This window comes from Flintibacter muris, assembly GCF_943192995.1.
GTDB classification, from domain to species: domain Bacteria; phylum Bacillota; class Clostridia; order Oscillospirales; family Oscillospiraceae; genus Lawsonibacter; species Lawsonibacter muris.
This window is the reverse complement of record NZ_CALPCP010000001.1, coordinates 160736-179506: the sequence shown is the minus strand read 5'-3', so window position 1 is coordinate 179506 and position 18771 is coordinate 160736. Positions and strand designations below refer to the sequence as shown.

At 57.9% G+C, this 18771-nt stretch carries 26 protein-coding genes; 14 read left to right on the top strand and 12 right to left on the bottom strand.

Annotation, left to right across the window (positions count from 1 at the left end; translation table 11 throughout):
* Positions 1–330 precede the first annotated feature (330 nt).
* The 3 genes from NFS22_RS01045 (at position 331) to NFS22_RS01035 (ending at position 2931) form a co-directional block, all read left to right on the top strand.
* Positions 331–750, top strand: coding sequence for a hypothetical protein (locus tag NFS22_RS01045; protein WP_251315912.1), 420 nt, complete (start codon positions 331–333; stop codon positions 748–750).
* Positions 751–987: 237 nt separating this feature from the next.
* Positions 988–1149, top strand: a complete 162-nt coding sequence (locus NFS22_RS01040) for a hypothetical protein (RefSeq protein ID WP_251315911.1) — start codon at positions 988–990, stop codon at positions 1147–1149.
* Positions 1150–1260: 111 nt separating this feature from the next.
* Positions 1261–2931: a recombinase family protein gene (locus NFS22_RS01035; RefSeq protein WP_251315910.1), complete on the top strand. Its 1671-nt coding sequence runs from the start codon at positions 1261–1263 to the stop codon at positions 2929–2931.
* A 151-nt stretch (positions 2932–3082) separates the two neighbouring features.
* Here the strand turns inward: NFS22_RS01035 and NFS22_RS01030 are convergent, their stop codons facing one another.
* The 6 genes from NFS22_RS01030 to NFS22_RS01005 form a co-directional block, all read right to left on the bottom strand.
* Complete coding sequence (locus tag NFS22_RS01030; protein ID WP_251315909.1) at positions 3083–4072, bottom strand: NAD(P)-dependent oxidoreductase; 990 nt, start codon at positions 4070–4072, stop codon at positions 3083–3085.
* On the bottom strand, positions 4069–5010 hold the full coding sequence (prmA, locus tag NFS22_RS01025) for a 50S ribosomal protein L11 methyltransferase (protein ID WP_251315908.1): 942 nt from the start codon (positions 5008–5010) through the stop codon (positions 4069–4071). The genes NFS22_RS01030 and prmA overlap by 4 nt, the downstream gene beginning before the upstream one ends.
* A 15-nt stretch (positions 5011–5025) precedes the next feature.
* On the bottom strand, positions 5026–5547 hold the full coding sequence (locus NFS22_RS01020; RefSeq protein ID WP_251315907.1) for a hypothetical protein: 522 nt from the start codon (positions 5545–5547) through the stop codon (positions 5026–5028).
* A gap of 4 nt (positions 5548–5551) precedes the next feature.
* Positions 5552–6424, bottom strand: a complete 873-nt coding sequence (locus tag NFS22_RS01015; protein WP_251315906.1) for a DegV family protein — start codon at positions 6422–6424, stop codon at positions 5552–5554.
* A 13-nt stretch (positions 6425–6437) separates the two neighbouring features.
* The gene (locus tag NFS22_RS01010; protein ID WP_251315905.1) at positions 6438–6962 is read right to left on the bottom strand and encodes a DUF1836 domain-containing protein; all 525 of its coding nucleotides are present in this window, start codon (positions 6960–6962) and stop codon (positions 6438–6440) included.
* Between the two features lie 76 nt (positions 6963–7038).
* Positions 7039–7974: a putative ABC transporter permease gene (locus NFS22_RS01005; RefSeq protein ID WP_251315904.1), complete on the bottom strand. Its 936-nt coding sequence runs from the start codon at positions 7972–7974 to the stop codon at positions 7039–7041.
* 81 nt (positions 7975–8055) lie between these two features.
* Between NFS22_RS01005 and NFS22_RS01000 the strand changes: the two genes are divergently transcribed.
* Positions 8056–8259, top strand: a complete 204-nt coding sequence (locus NFS22_RS01000) for a hypothetical protein (protein WP_251315903.1) — start codon at positions 8056–8058, stop codon at positions 8257–8259.
* Positions 8249–9580: a CCA tRNA nucleotidyltransferase gene (locus tag NFS22_RS00995; protein WP_251315902.1), complete on the top strand. Its 1332-nt coding sequence runs from the start codon at positions 8249–8251 to the stop codon at positions 9578–9580. The genes NFS22_RS01000 and NFS22_RS00995 overlap by 11 nt, the downstream gene beginning before the upstream one ends.
* 227 nt (positions 9581–9807) lie before the next feature.
* Here the strand turns inward: NFS22_RS00995 and NFS22_RS00990 are convergent, their stop codons facing one another.
* Together NFS22_RS00990 and NFS22_RS00985 are read right to left on the bottom strand one after the other, a co-directional pair.
* Positions 9808–10887: a ComEC/Rec2 family competence protein gene (locus NFS22_RS00990; protein WP_251315901.1), complete on the bottom strand. Its 1080-nt coding sequence runs from the start codon at positions 10885–10887 to the stop codon at positions 9808–9810.
* Between the two features lie 3 nt (positions 10888–10890).
* A complete protein-coding gene (locus NFS22_RS00985) occupies positions 10891–11655 on the bottom strand; it encodes a tRNA lysidine(34) synthetase (protein WP_251315900.1) in 765 nt (254 codons plus the stop codon).
* A 306-nt stretch (positions 11656–11961) separates the two neighbouring features.
* Here NFS22_RS00985 and rplM point away from each other — a divergent pair, with 306 nt between their 5' ends.
* Complete coding sequence (gene rplM, locus NFS22_RS00980) at positions 11962–12393, top strand: 50S ribosomal protein L13 (protein WP_251315899.1); 432 nt, start codon at positions 11962–11964, stop codon at positions 12391–12393.
* 14 nt (positions 12394–12407) lie between these two features.
* Positions 12408–12812, top strand: a complete 405-nt coding sequence (gene rpsI, locus NFS22_RS00975) for a 30S ribosomal protein S9 (RefSeq protein WP_251315898.1) — start codon at positions 12408–12410, stop codon at positions 12810–12812.
* Positions 12813–13208: 396 nt separating this feature from the next.
* On the opposite strand, the gene NFS22_RS00970 is transcribed toward rpsI, so the two are convergent.
* On the bottom strand, positions 13209–13418 hold the full coding sequence (locus NFS22_RS00970; RefSeq protein ID WP_251315897.1) for a winged helix-turn-helix transcriptional regulator: 210 nt from the start codon (positions 13416–13418) through the stop codon (positions 13209–13211).
* 170 nt (positions 13419–13588) lie between these two features.
* Here NFS22_RS00970 and NFS22_RS23655 point away from each other — a divergent pair, with 170 nt between their 5' ends.
* The 5 genes from NFS22_RS23655 to NFS22_RS00950 all read left to right on the top strand — a co-directional run bounded on the left by NFS22_RS23655 (position 13589) and on the right by NFS22_RS00950 (position 14721).
* Positions 13589–13723, top strand: coding sequence for a hypothetical protein (locus NFS22_RS23655; protein ID WP_277614729.1), 135 nt, complete (start codon positions 13589–13591; stop codon positions 13721–13723).
* A gap of 122 nt (positions 13724–13845) precedes the next feature.
* On the top strand, positions 13846–13983 hold the full coding sequence (locus tag NFS22_RS00965; RefSeq protein WP_251315896.1) for a hypothetical protein: 138 nt from the start codon (positions 13846–13848) through the stop codon (positions 13981–13983).
* A 46-nt stretch (positions 13984–14029) separates the two neighbouring features.
* Positions 14030–14299, top strand: a complete 270-nt coding sequence (locus tag NFS22_RS00960; protein WP_251315895.1) for a hypothetical protein — start codon at positions 14030–14032, stop codon at positions 14297–14299.
* Positions 14296–14535 carry a hypothetical protein gene (locus tag NFS22_RS00955; RefSeq protein WP_251315894.1) on the top strand — a complete coding sequence of 80 codons (240 nt, stop codon included), beginning with the start codon at positions 14296–14298 and terminating at the stop codon, positions 14533–14535. The genes NFS22_RS00960 and NFS22_RS00955 overlap by 4 nt, the downstream gene beginning before the upstream one ends.
* 12 nt (positions 14536–14547) lie before the next feature.
* Positions 14548–14721 carry a hypothetical protein gene (locus tag NFS22_RS00950; RefSeq protein WP_251315893.1) on the top strand — a complete coding sequence of 58 codons (174 nt, stop codon included), beginning with the start codon at positions 14548–14550 and terminating at the stop codon, positions 14719–14721.
* Positions 14722–15009: 288 nt separating this feature from the next.
* Here the strand turns inward: NFS22_RS00950 and NFS22_RS00945 are convergent, their stop codons facing one another.
* Positions 15010–15189, bottom strand: a complete 180-nt coding sequence (locus NFS22_RS00945; protein WP_251315892.1) for a hypothetical protein — start codon at positions 15187–15189, stop codon at positions 15010–15012.
* 219 nt (positions 15190–15408) lie between these two features.
* Between NFS22_RS00945 and NFS22_RS00940 the strand changes: the two genes are divergently transcribed.
* Together NFS22_RS00940 and NFS22_RS00935 are read left to right on the top strand one after the other, a co-directional pair.
* Positions 15409–15870 carry a DUF7698 family protein gene (locus NFS22_RS00940; protein ID WP_251315891.1) on the top strand — a complete coding sequence of 154 codons (462 nt, stop codon included), beginning with the start codon at positions 15409–15411 and terminating at the stop codon, positions 15868–15870.
* Positions 15871–15938: 68 nt separating this feature from the next.
* Positions 15939–16310, top strand: coding sequence for a hypothetical protein (locus NFS22_RS00935; protein ID WP_251315890.1), 372 nt, complete (start codon positions 15939–15941; stop codon positions 16308–16310).
* Between the two features lie 144 nt (positions 16311–16454).
* Here NFS22_RS00935 and NFS22_RS00930 read toward each other — a convergent pair whose 3' ends face one another.
* Positions 16455–17048 carry a hypothetical protein gene (locus tag NFS22_RS00930; RefSeq protein WP_251315889.1) on the bottom strand — a complete coding sequence of 198 codons (594 nt, stop codon included), beginning with the start codon at positions 17046–17048 and terminating at the stop codon, positions 16455–16457.
* 20 nt (positions 17049–17068) lie between these two features.
* The gene (locus NFS22_RS00925; protein WP_251315888.1) at positions 17069–18757 is read right to left on the bottom strand and encodes a C39 family peptidase; all 1689 of its coding nucleotides are present in this window, start codon (positions 18755–18757) and stop codon (positions 17069–17071) included.
* Positions 18758–18771 lie beyond the last annotated feature (14 nt).

The window sequence follows — 18771 nt, the reverse complement described above, 5'->3', positions numbered from 1 at the left end:
CGACTGTAGGCGTACTCACGGTTCATAAAATACTCAAAATTGTACTTCCCTTTTGCATACACAGACAGTGCAATATCTTCCGGGGTATTGATGGATGGGCGGTCACACGGTAAAGGCTTGTGCTTGGAACGATAGTTTACATACCGTTTCCGCCCGTCTGCTGTGTAAGGGGTCATTTTCTGGTCAAGTGGCCGGCTTTCGTAATTGCTGTGTGTTATGACGTCCGCTGGACGGACAGCCGAAAGAATATCACCTACACTACCCCCGGCGGTATGAAATGCCGGGACGACCGGCTCCACGACGAAAAATATTTGAAGGAGAGGATGGAGTTTGAGTTCAGAATCCGACAGGCAGTTATCCATGGAGGAACTGCGCCGGCGGAATACGCAGAGGCCTGCCACGGAGACACAGCATCCCACGGCGGAGGAGTGGTTAGAGCTGACCGCCGCACTGACAACGCTGGGAGAACTTTTGGCGGAGCAGATGCTTCTGCTGGAACAAATTGCCGCACAGCCCAAGTCCTGGGAGACCCAGGAGCAGACGGCGGAGCTGATCCGGGAGGCAAAGGTGATCCGCAGTCTGCTGGAACAGGCTGGGAGAAAGAGAGAGCAGCGCTTTTCTCTGCCAACGATTCGGTTACCCCGACTCTCGGTGGAATGGCTGCTGCTCCCGACGGTGCTGGTAGGATTGCTGGCACTGTGGTACGGCTGGGCCGCACTTTGGAACGGTCTGACAACCCTGTTCCCATAAGCGACGCCACAACTGCACACAAGCACGCCGACAGCAAGACGCTTTGCAGAGAACGGGAAAAGAAAATCGCCCTCGGTCACAAAGAGGACGACCACGAAGATACGCAAACCTGGCAGCAGACCATGTAACGGTCTGCTTTTTGTTATCCCGCTGGTGCGGGAAGAAAGGAGCGACCTATTGTCAAAGGTATAAATCAGGTAAAATACGGAAATTATTTCAGGGAAGGGAGGGACGGTCATGTCGGAGCAAAAGTCCAATGAACAGCGCAGAAAAGAGACAGCGGCAAAGGTGTGGCTGTCCTACTACAACCGGGTGCTGTATGAGAAGGGCATCATCACGGAGCGGGAGCGCAACAGGATGGTGCTGAAAATTGACAGCTGGAAGATAACCATGACCTGATCGAGACAGCGGGGGACTGCGATTTATCGCAGTCCCCCCTTGCCTTGTTTCATGCTATGTGATATACTGCAAAATAGAAGATGATTAAACGAAATAAAAAGGAGACGAGCTATGGATATACACAGCATTCGGCAAGCCCTGCGCACCAAATCAATTTACGATATCCCTTTACGGGTGACTTTCTACGCCCGGGTGTCCTCTGAGAGTGACGAGCAGCTCAACTCCCTGGGCAACCAGGTGAGCTACTACGAGGAGTTCATCCGCAAAAATTCCGCCTGGGAGTATGTGCCAGGCTATGTAGACGAGGGCTTGTCCGCTGCCACCACGAAAAAGCGGGAGGATTTCCACCGCATGGTGGAGGACGGCAAGGCGGGATTGTTTGACCTGATTATCACCAAGGAGATCACCCGCTTTGCCCGAAACACCCTGGACTCCATCCTCTACACCCGGGAGCTGCTCAGCGCCGGGGTGGGGGTGTTCTTCCAGAACGACAACATCAACACTTTCGACGAGGACAGTGAGCTGCGGCTCACCATCATGTCCGGCATCGCCCAGGATGAGCTGCGCAAGCTGTCTGGACGAGTGAAGTTTGGACATGCCCAGGCGATCAAAAAAAATGTGGTGCTGGGCAACAGCCGCATTTTCGGCTATGTCAAGGACGGCGGACGGCTGGTCATCGACGAGGAGGAGGCCCCCATGGTGCGGGAGTTGTTCGAGCTGTACGCCACCGGCGAATACTCCATGAAGCAGATCGAAACCCTGTTTTGGGAAAAGGGCTACCGTAACCACAACGGCAAGAAGATTGCCCACACCACCATGTCGGGGATGATCTCCAACCCCAAGTACAAGGGCTACTATGTGGGCAACAAGGTCAAAGTGATTGATCTATTCACCAAGAAGCAGAAATTCCTCCCGCCGGAGGAGTGGGTAATGTTCAAGGATGAGAGCGGCGAGATCGTCCCGGCTATCGTCCCAGAGGAGCTTTGGGACAGGGCCAACGCCGTCCTGAAAAAGCGCAGCGAGGACGTGAAGGGCCGCCAGGGCATCTGCAACCACGCCAACCTCCTCACAGGCAAGCTCTACTGTACCCACTGCGGCGCGGCCTACTACCGGCGGGAGTCGGTGGACCGGCAGGGAAACAAAAACAGCAAGTGGGTCTGTTCCGGCAAGATCAAGAATGGGGCGGACGCCTGCCCCTCCTTCGCCGTCTATGAGGAGGAGCTGAAGCCCCTGCTCTTTGAGGTGCTCCGGGAGACCGAGGCAGACGCCCAGGCCTTGGTGGAGGAGTACATCGAGATGTACAAGGCACTGGGGGATGGGGAGGACACCGCCAAGCAGATCGCCGCACTACGTCAGCAGATCGAGCTGGCCCAGAAGAAGAAAAGCAAGCTCCTGGGCTACAATGCCACAGGGCAACTCTCTGACCGGGAGTTTCTCACCATGAACAAGGAGTGCGAAAAGGAGATTGCCACAGCCGAGCGGCAGATTTACGACCTGGAACAGCAGCAGTTGTCCAAGGAGGACTTCCGTAAGCAGATCGACACCATCCGCCGGGTGCTCCGGGAGGCGGAGCGGGATGCCGCTCAGGGACTCATTAGCAAGGAGTTTGTGGACAGGTATATCGACAAAATCTTTGCCACCCCGGAGGAAGATGGCTCCCTGCGCCTGCAAATCAAGGTCTTCACCGGCGAGACCACCGACAAATACCTCACAAATCTCAGAAGTCGTACGGGTCACACGTTCAAGAAGATGATCGAGTCCTACGAGAACGGCCTGAAGTAATCTGTCCTTTCCGGATTGATGACTCCGCCTGACGCAGCAGGCATATAGAGGGCCGGACGTGCCATCCAGCGGGGAGCGCTGTCAGAGGGGACCGGGGATTCCGGTTCCTGGGACAGTTTTCCTCGGGGGCGCGTCCGGCCCTTATTTTCGTTTACAGTCTGTTGACGATAAAGTTGGGCCGCTGACCACCCAAAACCAGCTTGGCGGAGTGCCACATATTCCGATGGGCCCGGCGGAAGACGCCTCCGGTGATGCCTCCCAGGTGGGGGGAGTACACCGCCCGGTTTGCGATTTCCGGGGGCAGGTCCACCAGAGGGTGGCTGGCGGGGGTGGGTTCGGGGTCGAAGGTGTCGATAGCGATTCCGCCCAGCCGGCCCTCTATCAGGGCCTGACGGACAGCCAGATTGTCCACCAGCTGGCCCCGGGCGGTGTTCACCAGAATGGCTCCGGGCTTGATATGGGATAAAAATTCCGCATCCACCATATGGGTGGTCTGCTCATTGACGGCGCAGTGGAGAGAGAGAATATCACACCGGTCGGCCAGCTCCTCCAGGGGCAGGTAGGTGACGCCCAGATCCTCCTCCACCCCGGCGGGGCGGCGGTGAGCGGTGTAGTAGTACAGTTGACAGCCAAAGGGGCGCAGCAGGCGGGCGGTGGCGGTGCCGATATCCCCCAGACCGATAAGCCCCACAGCCTGTTCCCCCAGTTCAGGGGAGGAGGACACCATGAACCGCTCCTTAAAGCCGATCTGCTCCCCCGCCTTCACGGCGGCGTGACCGGTGACGCCGCAGCGCAGGGCCATGAGCATCAGCATCACAGCGTGCTCCGCCACACTTCCGGCGTTGCACCCCTTGTTGTTGCACACGAAAATGCCCCGTTCCCGGGCGGCGGCAATGTCAATGGCGTTGAATGCCACCCCCTCGGAGTGGATCATTTTCAGCCGGGGCAGCAGGTCCATCATGTCCCGGCCCACAGGGGTGATGGCGTCGGCGAAGATTACCTCCGCGTCCGGGTTATCCGCCGCCGCCTGGAGAGAGGGGGCGGGGGCACCGGCAAAGACCGGCTCCACAGGCATGTCCTTGACAAATTCCGGGAGGTACAGATCGTAGCGGGCCTTGGGCCCGAAGATCAGAATTTTCATAATACCGCCTCCAGCGCCGCCCAGCCGTTTTTCTCCCGCTTTTTGATAAGGGTGAGCCCCGCCTGTTTCAGGGCCGCCTCTACCTCGTGGGCGCGGGTGTCGATAATGCCGGAGCAGAGGAACACGCCGTCCTTCTCCAGCAGATTGGGCACCTGGGGGGCCAGGGGGATAATCACATCGGCCACAATGTTGGCCAGCACCAGGTGATATCTTTTCCGGGCCAGCTCAGCGGCCAGGGACGGGTCAGACAGTACATTGCCCGCCCGGACGGTGTACCGGTCTTTGCCGATACCGTTGAGGGCGGCGTTTTCATAGGCCACGTCTACCGCCTTGGGGTCGATATCCACGGCGACGGCGGATCTGGCCCCCAGGCACAGCGCAGCAATGGACAAGATCCCGCTGCCGCAGCCCAGGTCCAGCACATCACGGCCTGGAAGGGTGTGCTCCTCCACCCCCTCCAGGCACAGCTGGGTGGAGGCGTGGGAGCCGGTGCCGAAGGTGAGGCCGGGGTTGAGGTAGAAGGGCACCCGCCCCGCCGGGACGGGCTTCTCCCGCAGCCACTGGGGCACTACATAGAGCCGCGCCCCGATTTCCAGCGGCTTATAATACTTCTGCCAGCTGTAGGCCCAGTCGTTGTCGGTGAGGGGGGTGGCGGTGTACTCCGCATCCAGCCCCCGGGTGTACTGCTCCAGCTGTGCTTTGCCGTCTGTGTCGTCGGTGACGTAGAACTTGACCCGGGTGACCCCCTTCATCCGGTCCAGCAGGTCCTGTTCCACGTAGTCCCAGTACTGCCGGTTCTGCTCCAAAAAGGTGAGAAACTCCTGCTCGTCTTCAATGACCACGCTGTCCATTCCGGCGGCGGCCAGCCGGGCGCACACCTGGTCCAGCTTGTCAGGGGTGGTGTTGACGGCCACCTCCAGCCATTTAATTTCATCCATGGTTACACATCCAATCTATTTTCTCGGCCGTTCCTGAAACCAGGCGTCCTGGGGCAGGCCGTTCCAGCAGAACAGCAGCCGGTCACAGCGGAGTTTGATATCTGCAAAGCCATCCTCTGAGCCTGGCGGGGGTGGACTCATATAGCCGTTTCCATCCAGAGTCAGCAGTCCTTTATCTGGTTCCCAGATGAAATCCAGTACCTCCAAGGTCAGATCATGCAGGAACTGCGTTCTGGTGATGGGAACAATAGGGAGCGGGATGTGCTTTTCCTGTCCATTGCCCAAGCGAATGATCCTGAAACAATATGAACCAAACGCACCGTCTTCCCAGCACCAATTTTTCAGAATAGCTGCCGCCGGGCCGGTGTTCCGGTGGCGGCCGGTGGGGTTGAGAGAGTTGTCACAGGTGACATCAAAGCCGTCCTCGTCAAACCGAAGGATCAGGTCCGGCCCGGATTCCTCCACACAAGTGATTCGGTGGTCGTGGAGGGAGATGGTCTTCCACTCCTCCGAAACAAATGTCCAGTTCTCAGCCATGGGTTTACCGCTCCGTCCCCATATAGAACAGGGCCACGGTGCCCGGCCCGGAGTGGGCGCCGATCACAGGGCCCACGTAATTGATAGACACATCCTGCACGCCGAAGCGCTTTTTTACCATGCCGGCCACAGTCTGGGCGTCCTCCAGGCAGTCGCCGTGGCTGATGAATACGGTCAGACTGCCTGAGTCAATGGCGGTGTGCTCCATCCGGTCCACCAGGGCCTTGAGGGAGGCCTGACGGCCCCGGGCCTTGCCAATGCTGACCAGGTGGCCCTCATTGTCCACATGGAGAACGGGCTTGATGTGGAGCATGGAGCCCACCATGGCGGTGGTGGCGGAGATGCGGCCTCCCCGCTTGAGGAAGTGGAGGTCGTCTACGGTAAACTGGTGGCACAGGTTCAGCTTGTGGTCCTCCACCCAGTCCCGAACCTCCTCAATGGAGTGGCCCCGGTCCCGCTCCCGGGCGGCGTACCACACCAGCAGGCCCTGGCCCAGGGAGGCGCACAGGGTGTCCACAGTGTACAGCTTTCGTTCAGGATACTTGGCGCTCAGCTCCTCCACTGCCAGGCGGGAGGAATTATAGGTGTTGGACAGGCCGGAGGAGAAGGCCAGAATCAGCACGTCCTTCCCCGCCTGGAGCAGGGGCTCCAGGGCTTCGGTGTACTGGAACACGTTGACGGCATTGGTGGTGGCCACCTCCCCCTTGCGCAGGCGCTCATAGAAGAGGTGGGGGTCCATGTCCCGGTTGTCGGGGTGGTTATAGTAGGTGTGTCCTTCCAAAGTAAAGCACAGGGGAAGGACCTGAACATCCAGCTGCTGGGCCATACCGGCGGACAGATCAGCGGAAGAATCGGTGAGGATGACAAAATTGGACACAAGCGGCACTCCTTTACTCTTTTTTACGTTTGCCCTCCTGGGGCTGGATGATGTTGAGAATACGCTGGCAGGCCAGCTGGTTGACATAGCTGCGCACAGCAAAGTCCAGGGCCATCCGGGCCAGATCGGACCGGTCGGCCTCCGGATCAATGGCCTGGGCCGTATCGGTAAGGGCCTGGTCCAGGGCGTTGCAGAAGTAGGCGTACTGTTCCGGAGGGGTCTTCTCCAGTGCCCGTCCGGCCCCCATCAGCGCGCCGATATCCCGGACGGTGAGCACCTGTTTCAGCGCTACCACCGCGGTGAGGTAGCCCAGGTGGGTGGGGCCATACCGCTTGCCGTCCGCCCGGGGAACCAGGCCGTCCTTGATGTAATTGTTTACCATGGCGGAGGTGAGGGTGGGGCCGTCCTCAAAGCGGATGAGTTGCCGGGGCATATAGGAAATCAGCTGATCCATATACAATGCTATGTCTGGCAGATCCTCCCACGGGGCGGGCCGCTCCTGTTCCATGCGGTTTTTTAAATTTTGCAGTTCGTCCATTGGTGGGCTCCTCTTCTTAAAAAATGTAATGTCAGTAATTATATCATGGAGTATCTGGTATTGTAAAGGGGGAGGTTTAATGTTTTCTAAAATTTCCCATCCGGCGGTGCAGCCGCTCCAGGGCGTGGCTATGGTCAATGGACCGCAGGCGGGGGAAGGCCTTCAGCAGGCGGCGGTGGCCAAAGGATTTTTGATCCAGCAGTTCCTGCATGGACGCCCGCCACTCCTCCAGCTGGCGCCTGGCCTGGGCCCGGCGTTCCTCCTGCTCATCCGCCCGCTCCGCCCGGCGCATGGACAGGGTGAAGGACAGCTCCTCCATGTCCTTCTTCCAGTCGGCGCTGCGCTCCACGGCGTCCAGCACCTTGTCGGCCAGATTCTCGCCAAACTCGTTGGAGGCCTCCTTGATCCTGGCGGCCAGCTCGTCGATTTGAGCCAGGCGGCGGTTCAGCTTGATGATGGTGGCCACAGTGGCGGCCAGGTCCACGGCCATCACCGCCCCCAGCAGTATCAAAAGCACAAGGCCCGCAATGCGGGGAATGAGATGGATCAAAATCAGCACCGTGGGGTGCAGCAGCTTAACCACAAACATGCACGCAAAGCCCCATGCAATGGAAAAGCGCAGACAGATGTAGCCGCTGAGATTGAAGGGTTCGTCAGAGTAGTCCCACCAGCGCTGGTGGAACAGCTTTTCCAGCACAAAGCCGGTGAGCCACTCCAGCACGGAGGTGAGCAGTACCGAACCTATGAACAGAATGGGCAGATTGTCCGACAGAGGGGTGAGGCAGCCCAGCACAATGACAACGCCAAAGCCGTAGACCGGGCAGACAGGCCCGTTGAGAAAGCCCCGGTTGACAAATTTTCCCGTGACCAGGGCGGCGTAGCTCACCTCAGTACACCAGCCCAGAAAGGCATAGATGAAGAAAATCCAGAGAAAACGGTACAGCATGGACATACTCCCTTCGCAGAATATCTTCCACATTATATCTGTTTTCAGCATAATTGTCCAGTCCAACCCCTCCTGTGCTCTTGACAGAGATGGGAAAGACCATGTATGCTTGTACCAAGCAAAAAATGACCGGAGGACGGACACCGGATGAAGAAGCTGGTTTTAGACATATTGAACGAACTCAACCGCATGGGGTGCCAGCTTAATCTTATGTATTCCTCCCCTATGGAGACAGCTATACTTATGGCATCAATATGGAAGGCTGGGATATTGATATCTGATTTCACGCCTGTCCTGAATAGAGTGTTTCAGATGGAGGTCAACGAGAGGGTGGTGCAGAATGAAATTTGACATTCCCCCTGGAGCAAGACATATCCTCCAGACGCTTACTGATACAGGCTATGAGGCCTATCTGGTAGGCGGCTGTGTGCGGGATCTGCTCCGGGAAGTGGAACCTCACGACTGGGATATCTGCACTTCTGCCCGTCCCGAGGAGACGGAGGCCTGTTTTGCTGGACACCGGATCATTGAAACCGGACTGAAGCACGGCACTGTCACCGTGCTGGAGGAAGGCGAACCCTACGAGATCACCACCTACCGCACCGAGGGTCCCTACTCTGACAGCCGCAGGCCGGACTATGTGGAATTTATTTCCAGCCTGGAGGCCGACCTTTCTCGACGGGATTTTACCGTAAACGCCATTGCCATCGGGCTGGATGACAGTCTGAAAGACCCCTTCGGCGGTGCGGACGATATCAAAGCCGGGGTAATCCGCTGTGTGGGAGAACCTGCCCAGCGGTTTCAGGAGGACGGCCTGCGAGTGATGCGGGCGCTGCGGTTCGGAGCGGTGTTCGGCTATGAGATTGAGGAAAAGACCGCCCAGGCCATCCACGAAAACCGCCGCATGCTGGAGCATGTGGCGGCGGAGCGGATTAACGTGGAACTGTGTAAGCTGCTGGTGGGCGGCAAAGCGGGGGACATTTTGCGTCAATACCCCGATGTGCTGTGTGAGTTTTGGCAGCCGCTGGAGCCGCTGGTTACACTGGAGCAAAATAACCCCTGGCACTGCTGGGGCGGCTGGGAGCACACTATCCATGCGGTAGAGGCCGCTCCCGCTGACCTGATGCTGCGGCTGACCATGCTCCTCCACGATATCGGCAAGCCCAGCTGCAAATCCACCGATGAAAACGGAATCGACCATTTCTATGGCCACCCAGCAGTCAGCGCCAAGCTGGCCGGCCAGATGCTTCAGACACTGAAATTCGACAACAAAACCCGGGAACGGGTGGTCACCCTGGTGGAGTATCACGACATACAAATTCCGTGCCGGGACCGCTCGATCCGTAAATGGCTAAGCCGACTGGGGCCCGAAACCTTTTTCCAGCTCCTTGAGGTCAAGCGGGCGGATGGAATGGGTCAGTCCTATGAACTAGTGAAGGATCGTCTTGCCGAGTTAGAGAAGATGAAATCAAAAGCAAAGGAGATCATCGCCCAGGGCCAGTGCTTCTGCCTAAAGGATTTGTCCGTAAATGGCCAGGATGTGATTGCGGCTGGAATTGCTCCAGGACCGGAGGTGGGGCAGGTGTTGAACGGACTGCTGGAACGGGTCCTGAATGGTGAGATCCCAAATGAGCGGGATGCGTTGCTGACACTGATTGATAGAACAACTTGAATTGGAACAAAGGCAACGAATACACTTCACCACCTCTGCCTCCTCTGGTGCAATCTCCGACTGGCCGTCAGACCCCCGCCGGCAGCTTAGCAGTTTCTGGTACTGGAAGAGGATGTTTCCCGCCCCTTACCCGTTGGAAGCAAATCTGATGATTGCTATAGATGATGTAGCAAGTTTGGATTGTGACAAAAAGGCTTTGAACGCATAAACCGGGGGATTTGCTGTGTCTACGGCTTGCACCGCCCGCAGGGCTCATAACCCTGGAGGGTGGCTTGGAGCCGGGTCAGGAATACCACCCGCTTGTCCTCTTGGATGTTCTTTGCGGAGGCACAGTCGGGCAAATGGAACTTTTTGCTGGACGAATTTCCAATGTATGTCTGCAAAGGGGCGCCGCTGGTGGGATTTGTGGCGGTGTCCGCCTCCTTCTCGGTGCGGAAGGTAACCGTTTTGCCGTCACTCATGGCGATAACATGGCCCTGCATGTCAGTGCGGTAGACCTCTGTCCCCGCGTCCCGGAAGCGGCTGAGCACTTCCTCAGAGGGGTGCCCGTAGCTGTTGCCCTCCCCCACCGAGATGACGGTGTATTGAGGCATCACCTCCCGGATGAACTGGTAGCTGCTGGAGGTGTCGCTCCCATGGTGGCCCGCTTTCAGGACAGTGGCCCGCAAGTTGGCCCCGGACTCAATCAGATCCGCCTCCGCCCCCTTCTCCATGTCGCCGGTAAAGAGGAAGGAGGTCTCACCGTAGTCAATGCGCAGGACAATGGAGGTGTCATTGGTGTCGTCATACTCTTTTACCGGGCCCAGAATCTCCACCTGGGCGGAACCCAGGCTGAATTTCTCCCCCGGCGTGGGAATGGTCAGCGACTTCCCCTGTTCCCCCAGATAGTATACCATATTCTGAAAAACCTTGGTGTTGTACTCCTCCACCGGGCAGTACGCCACGTCCACTGTGGCGTAGTTCAGTGCGCCGGACAGGCCGCCGATGTGATCCTCGTGGGCGTGGCTGGCCACCATACAGTCCAAATGCTGCGCCCCATGCTGTTCCAGGTAGGCGTACACCAGGTCGGAATCCTCGGCGTTGCCGCCGTCGATAAGCATATAGTGGTTGTCACAGATCACCAGCGCGGAATCCGCCTGGCCCACATCGATAAAGTGGACCTCAAAGCTGCCCCCCTGTGTGCTCGGGGGTAAAGGAGCGGGCTCCTGCTGGTTTAACAGGACCAAAACAACAGCCAGCACCAAGGCTGCTGCAATCAGGGCTGGCAGGACCCGGTTGGGTCTTTGACTTCGTCTTGAACGGCGCATAGCTCACTCCTCCACTTCTTCCGGAAGGGGCCGGCGGCGGTGTTCCACAGGGCCCCATTCGGGCAGGGGCAGCCGCTGCATGGCTCCAAAGGCCCGGGCTTTCAGGCCTGGGTACCGGCCCTGGAGCTCATAGATCAGCTCCTTGATCTCCTGGCGCTTGGTGCTGCCGTCAACGGGACAGGTGCTGTGGACCACAGGCAGCTCCAGCCGCCGGGCGGTGTTACGGATCAGGCTCTCCCCGCAGTAGAGCAGGGGGCGGATCTGGGTGATGCCCGTCCGGTCCAGGTAGGTCACCGGCTGAAAGCAGGACAGCCGCCCCTCAAAGATCAGGGACATAAAGAAGGTTTCCACAGCGTCGTCGTAGTGGTGGCCCAAGGCAATCTTGGTGATTCCCTGCTCCTGCAGGGCGGCGTGGAGGGCCCCCCGGCGCATCTTGGAGCACAGGGAACAGGGATTTTTTTCCTCTCGGCTGTTAAAAATGACCCAGCGTATCTGGGTGGGGATTATGGTGTAGGGGATGTCCAGCTGCTGGCACAGCTGAGCCACTGGACGGAAATCGTTCCCCTGGGCGAAGTTGGACGTGCCGAGGTCTACAGTCATGGCCTCTACGGTAAAGGGAACCGGGTAAAACTCCCGCAGCTTGGCCAGGGCCATCAGCAGTATCAGGGAATCCTTTCCTCCGGATACTCCCACCGCAATTCGGTCGCCGGGCTGGATCATATTGTAATCCTCCACACACCGGCGGGTGAGGGAGAGGATTTTATTCATGCTACATCCTCCTTTGTAATGGCTCCCTCAAAGAGGAGGGCGTTTATGTCTCGCATTTTACCATAAAAGGCCTGTTTTCGGCAAGCGAAAAACAAAAATTAAATAAGAGATATCAAGAGCATCATTAAGAAAATGAGAGATTTCATGAGATATCCTGGTTTTTTTAAAAATTTTTTAAAAAATCCGTTGACACCCGAAGATCCCCGTACTATAATACAAAACGCTCCATTTGTACACTCTTAGGGGCAAAATGCTTTGAAAGAAGCATTTTTCACATAAATGTAAAGGAAATTGGAGGTTTCACCTATGTCCACGTTCATGGCTAAAATGGGCAGCACCCAGCGGAAGTGGTACGTTATCGACGCCGCCGGCAAGCCCATGGGCAAAACCGCTGTTATCGCCGCCGACCTGCTGCGGGGCAAGCGCAAGCCCGAGTTCACTCCCAACGCCGACTGCGGCGACTGCGTCATCATCATCAACGCCGAGAAGGCGGTGCTCACCGGCAAGAAGCTGGACCAGAAGTACTACCGCACCCACTCCGGCTGGGTGGGCGGCCTGAAGGAGACCAAGTACCGCACCCTGATGCAGACCAAGCCTGAGCTGGCTATGAAGCTGGCCGTGAAGGGCATGATGCCCAAGAACAGCCTGTCCCGCGACGCCCTGACCCGCCTGCACATCTACCGCGCCGGCGAGCACAACCACGCCGCCCAGAAGCCTGAGCTCTGGGACGCCGAGTAAGGAGGATTTAGAATATGTATAAGAGCAAGAAGCCTTATTTCTATGGTACTGGCCGCCGGAAGTCCTCCGTGGCCCGCGTCCATCTGTTTGAGAACGGCACCGGCGCCATCACCATTAACGGCCGCGACATTGATGATTATTTCGGCCTGGAGACCCTGAAGCTGATCGTCCGTCAGCCCCTGGTCACCACCGAGCAGGTGGGCAAGGTGGATATTGTGGCCACTGTCACCGGCGGCGGCGTCACCGGCCAGGCTGGCGCTATCCGTCACGGCATTGCCCGCGCCCTGCTGCTGGTCAATGAGGAATACCGCCCCGCCCTCAAGGCCGCTGGCTTCCTTACCCGCGACCCTCGCATGAAGGAGCGCAAGAAGTACGGCCTCAAGGCGGCCCGCCGCGCGCCTCAGTTCTCCAAGCGCTGAGTTTCCTGCAAAACCCCGGAGCCACAACGGTTCCGGGGTTTTTCCATGTAGCAAAGTCTAACAAAACGGAGCCAAGAAAAACAAGAATAATTGGGGTGCATCCGGGGTGCATTGGCCTTAAAACCGTGTTTTGGGGTGCATAGGTGGGTGCATCCAATCTCCTAATTTTTAACAAAATCAGCAGGCCACCCGTGCTATACTCCGGCCATAAGGAGAGCGGCTTGATTAGGATTTCACTGTCCATCGGGCTTGGCGGGCCTGGATGGGCGCGGGGGCTGTACATGGACAGAGAAAAGCAGAGAGGCCCGGCACGGTCTCCCTGCTTAAAATGGAATATGCCCCTGCTCTCCCCTCCCGGATGCTCATCTGGCGTCCGGGTCTTTCTTTTTGCAGGGATCAAATTTCTGTGCCATCCGGAAACTTGAACCTGACCCTCGCCGTTGCTCCGAGGGCCTCCCCGATCTTTTCCCATTCCTCCACCGTAAACTTCCCCGTGTTCAGCCGTTTGTTCAACAGCTGCGGAGACCAGCCAAGGCGTCGGGCAAGCTCGGAGTTCGACACCCCACAGTACCCCGTGGCCATCTCGACAATCTGGCGTGCTGTCATAGCCTCACCTCCATGTGACAAAGTATAAACTAAACCTTTTCAAAAGTCAAATAAAATTTTTCAAATTTCCCCAAAAAAGTTAAAATAAAGGGTTGACATTTTCAACCGTTTAGTTTATAATAATACTCGTAAGGCAGGGGCGGCCCGCCCCTTACGAAAGGAGGGAGGACATGGACGAGATGACGAGCGCGGAGCTCAATCAGTACCTGGAGAACATCGCAAAGCTGATTGAGGCGAACGTCAAGGATGCCAAGGCCGCTGAGGAGGCCGCGAAGATCGTGCGGGACAGCAAGGTCAAGGCATAAAAAGGGCGGCGGCCCCGACCAAGGAACACCGCCACCCAACCCCAGAGGGGCGACCGGGAGCCTTACCCCGGCCGCCTCCATGATAACAAAGTAAGGCAGAAAAATCAAGGAGGCAATCAATTATGAGTGACTGGTTCTGCACTGTATTCCCCAACGATCCCAGCGAAATGCCGCAGGACTTCCCCAGCTATGAGGCAGCAAAGGAGTACGGAAATGAAATGTTCGGTGATGGCAACTACACCATCGAAAGCCCCTGCTGATTGATACGCCCGCCCAAGAGGTTACGAGGGCAAAGGAGGCATTGACATGAAACTTCTGAAAAAGCAAGGCTACACCGGGACGGTTCGCAAGATCGTCACCGACGACAAGACCGAGGTGCTGGGCATCGTCGGAACCTTCAAAGACCTGATGGAGATTGGCGTTGTGGAGAGCGTCACGGATATCTCCCTGGACACCTGGCTCTGCATCCCCCATCCTGATCGGTGTTTTGACGGGCAGAACGGCATGGGCGCAACTCGCGAGGAGGCCATTCAGAACACCCTTTTTGTGAAAAAATCGTGGGAGGGAAAGCTGTGAACCGCTACTTTTACACCTTCGGCTCCGACCCAAGCTTTCCCTATCAGAACGGCTGGGTGGAGGTCAGGGCTACCTCCAGGGAGGAGGCCAACCGCAAGTTCCGCACCCGGTTCCCGGATCGGCCTGGGCATGAGGGCATCATGAATTATGCCTTCTGCTACAACGAGGAGCGGTGGGCCAAGATGGACCCGGAGCACACCTGGCACGGGTGGAAACTCCACGAGATCATTGAGTGAAAGGAGAGCGTCATGTTTGTACTCAGATTTTCTAAGCGGAGCCGCTATGCCAGGGCGCTACGCCACTTGTGGGATTGCCCGGATCGCTACCAGGTCATCTCCTATGGCCGGGACTACAGCGCAGACAACAAAGACCGCGCCGCTGGTTGTGGATGGTACATCCATTATCTGAAGAACCCCGCCTGATGATGGCCCGATGGGTACGGGCCGAAACACCCATACCTGCATAAGTCCGAAGAAGATGCAGGTATGGAGTGTCGTGGGAACCCACCGGCACCGGGGGAGTCAATCGCCGCCCCGTTAATATAAGCACCTTGAAAACGGAACATGGAACGGCCACACTGCCCCCCGTCGCTGGGCACAGTGGGCCGCTGCAACGGCGGAGGGGTAAACATCCACCCACCCGGAGGACGCGCCACACGGGGCTGCAAACGGCAAACAGGGCCTTGCGGCCCTGCCCCCGGTCTCGCTGGCTCATTCAAAGGAGATGGTCAGCATCCCGTTCCCGATGAAGAAGTCGTTCTGGGTCAGGGGGTCCTCCAGGAAGGTAGCCTTGGCCTCCTTCAGCATCCGGGCCAGCCGCTCCTCCCCCAGCTGCTCCTTAATCGCCTTGCGGGTGGTCTTCTTGCCGTTGAGGTAGAATTTTGTCTTCATGGTGTAGCCCTCCGTTTTGTTCGTTTTCCCTTTCGGTACACACATATTCGCTCTAAATAGAGGAAATAGCAAGTGTATTCTGGGGCGTAATCCACACAAACATGGCCAGCAGAAATTGTGTAGTTTATTCTCAGAAAATGCTTGCTATTATCTCGGTTCAGAGTGATTAATACACTACCGAAAGGGAAAACCACACTTCAGAAAACGGAGGAAATCACCATGAAAAACAACACCTACTTCCAGACCATGAACCAGACCAGCGCCGAATACGAAAAAGCACGGGCGCAGCGTGAGGCCGAGAAGGATGCCATTCTGAAGGCCGAGGATTGGGCCGCGCTGGAGTCTTGGCACGAGCGCGAGAAGGGAATTAAGTACCCCTTCACCAACGGGCAGGACAAAGCCTTCTGCGCCTGGTTCAACAGCGTCCGGGACGAGAGCAGCACCTTCGAGGTGCGCGACCTCCCCTGGGATAAGGACACCCACGACTTCGTGGAGGCCCTCCGGGCCGCCGGGATTACCGAGTTCGCAGTCACCGATCAGAGCACCGCGCTGATGAGACTCCTCCATCTGCTGACCGCCGAGGGCTGCACCATGCAGGGGCTTTGCAAGGTGACCAGGAGCGAGACCCGCTGGGGCGGCGAGGGCACCAAGGAATACCCCGGCATCCTTTTCCGCACCTGACCAAACCGGCGACCAGAAGGGCCACGGCTCTTCTGGTCGCCTATACACAAAAAATGGAGGTTTTGACAATGACAAGATTTCAACGGGAACTGCGCGGCGACCTGGGGGCCTTTTGGCAGCAGCACGCCCAAGGCGAACTGGCAAAGGTCAAGGCCGACCTGGGCAGTGGAGCCATTACCATTGACGAGGCCGGGGTTGCCCGGAACTGCATCGGGCGGGCCTTGATGGATGATCTGCTGGAGATGCTGGTGCTGGTCACCGACAAGGCCGACAGCGCCGCGACACAGGCCGCACGTGAGGCCGAGGTAAAAGCCGACCTGGAATCCTACCGGGCGGCGGGAAGGGCCCCCAGCGCCACGGAAATGGCCGAGATGCGGGCTGCTTTCGGCAAGGGCGCCACGGTGGTGGATGTCCTTACTGGCGAGAAGATTTTCCTCTGACCGCCTACCAAAATCCCAAACGTCTGGGAATTTGCCACAAACAAAAAAGCCCCCTCGCAGGCCGAAACCTGCAAGGGGGCGTTACTGCGGTCACGTTCGCCGCTCTCTGGCCCACAGGCGAGGGAAAGTGGCGAGGACGTGAATTTATACCACCGGAGCTGCCCCGCCCTCCTGGGGGCTGTCAAGGGCGCTGACAGGGGGCGTCTGAGTGATGGTGTTCTGGACAACGGCGGTTGCCGCAGAAGTAGCGGCAGCGGTAGCCGCTGCGGTGGCCGTGGCGATGGCTGCGGTGTCGGGGACCTCCCGGACGCTCTCAATAGCCTCCAAGGGGACACCAAGGGTAGCGGGGGCATCCTGTTTCTGCACCCGGACCTGCGCCTCGATCATGGTTTCCAGGTAATCGTCCAGACTGCCGTAGATCTGCGCCAGCACATCCTTTGCGGATTCCGAGAGGAGGGCCAGGGTCTTATCTTTGGCTTTCTGCAAAGCCTCCATCTGGGCTTCTTTATTGAAGATGCCGTCCTTCTTCAGCGTGTCCACATAGGTCTGGCTGGTGTAGGTGACGGCGGTGGTCACGGCCTCGGTCACTTCGGCCAGCAGCTCCTTGGTGATCAGGCTGTCGGTCCGCGCTGCGGCCTCCGCCGACTTCCGGCGCAGAAACTGCACGAGGAAAGCCGCGCAGACAGGGACGGCGGCGGTGGCCACCGCCTGGAGCAGTTCAAACAGAAATTCTTTCATGATGTGTTCCTCCTCAAAATTTATTTCACAGCCCCGCCCAGAGCGCACAGCAGCGCCCCCAGGCTGGGGAATGTGCCATAGTTGGACAGCCAATAGTCCGGGGTGTCGATCACGCCGGCGGACACCAAGGCGGCCACGGCAGCCTCCGGGGTACTGGAGCGGGTGCCGGCCTTGCTGATCTTCGCCGCCGCCTTGGTGAGCAGAACATCGAGGTATTTCACCTTGCCGCCGGTCACGGCCTGTTTCCAGTAATCCGGGGAGTTGATAACCCCCAGCTTGGCCAGCTTATCGACTGCGGCCAGGGCCGGGGGCTGGATATTCTTTTCATCCACCCACCCATAGACGGTGGAGCCGCCGCCCTTGACGTGGATCAGCTGATACGGGTGCTTCCCGTTGTAAATCTGCGTTACCTTTGCCTGACCAGGCTTACAGGTGGCGGGCTTCGAGGCGTTGGCGCTGTAATAGTGCTCGGTGCCGGTGAAGTCCACGATGTCACCGACCTTCAGACCGAGAGACGGGGCGGAGCCGGTGGCGGGAGTACCGCTGGAGGCGACCGGGGGCTTCACAGCCGCACCGTACCCGTTGAACTTCCGAGCATCGACCCACCAGTAGTAGGCACACTGGCTACGGAATGTGCGGATGTCACCGTTCAGGCGGGCTTCCTTTGTGCTGGCCGGATCAAGGATGCGCATTTTGTCATCCTGCCACCACAGAACAACGAAATGGCCGCCAGAAGTCCAGAGTCCCTCCAGCATCAGGGCGATAAAATAGTAGCCCTGCTTCAGCATCTCCTCAACCTTCTTATGGTTGGCGTGGTCGGGCTTGCCGTAGGTCTTGGTCCAGTTCAGCATATCGCAGTCGATGCCGAACTCGGCGAACTGCGGTTTGAAGTAGCCGTAGTAGGTACCATTGCCCAGGGCCTTGTAGCCGTGAGCCATAGACCAGTTGCAGGCGTCTTCCGGGGTGAACTTTTTCCCGGTCATGGTCTCGACAATCATGGCCGCAGCAGTAGGGCCACAGCCAGAGCCGCCGATGGTGGCATTCTCGCCCTTGACCCGGTAGGGCTTGTTCTTCCACCGGGAATCGGTTTGCAAATAAGAAACAGGCTTTTTGTTCATCTTGGTTCCTCCTATTGCCGATGCCTTTGCCGCATTGTACACGTTTTTCCTCCTGGTTGCGTACTTACCCATAACGCGGTCAGCAAGAGCAGCGGCGTGTATCGTATCCAGTGTTACAGGTTTCTTTGAGGCGGAGGCCACTCTTGCGGACGCACCACCGCCGCCCTGGTTTTCCAGATCGGCAAAGTACACAAGGGCCGCCGGGTCTTCTACGCCTACTTTCAAGCCGTGATCCACGTATGCGCCCACGTCTGCTTCCGCCTGGGCGTCCTGCACACGTTTCCCGGCATCAGTAGAAAGTAGCTTGCTGATTGCTGCCTTTTCCGCCGCATTCACCGTCCGGGTGTTCCAGGCACCAGCTGCCGCTGTCGTGATTTCTTGATACAAGGCGGCCCCCAGGATGGAAGCCGCTCCGTTTTCCGCTGAGCAAATCTTTTTCAGAAGGGCAAGCGCCCGCCCGGCGTGCCATTGCACCTTGCCCACGCTTATAGCTCCGTTGTCGTTCGCATTGACAGAACCGTAATTCCCTTCTTGCCCGAAAATGATTTTTTGCGCGGTCACCACAATTTCTGTTTTGGTTTTTGTGTCCATGTCCCGATCACCTC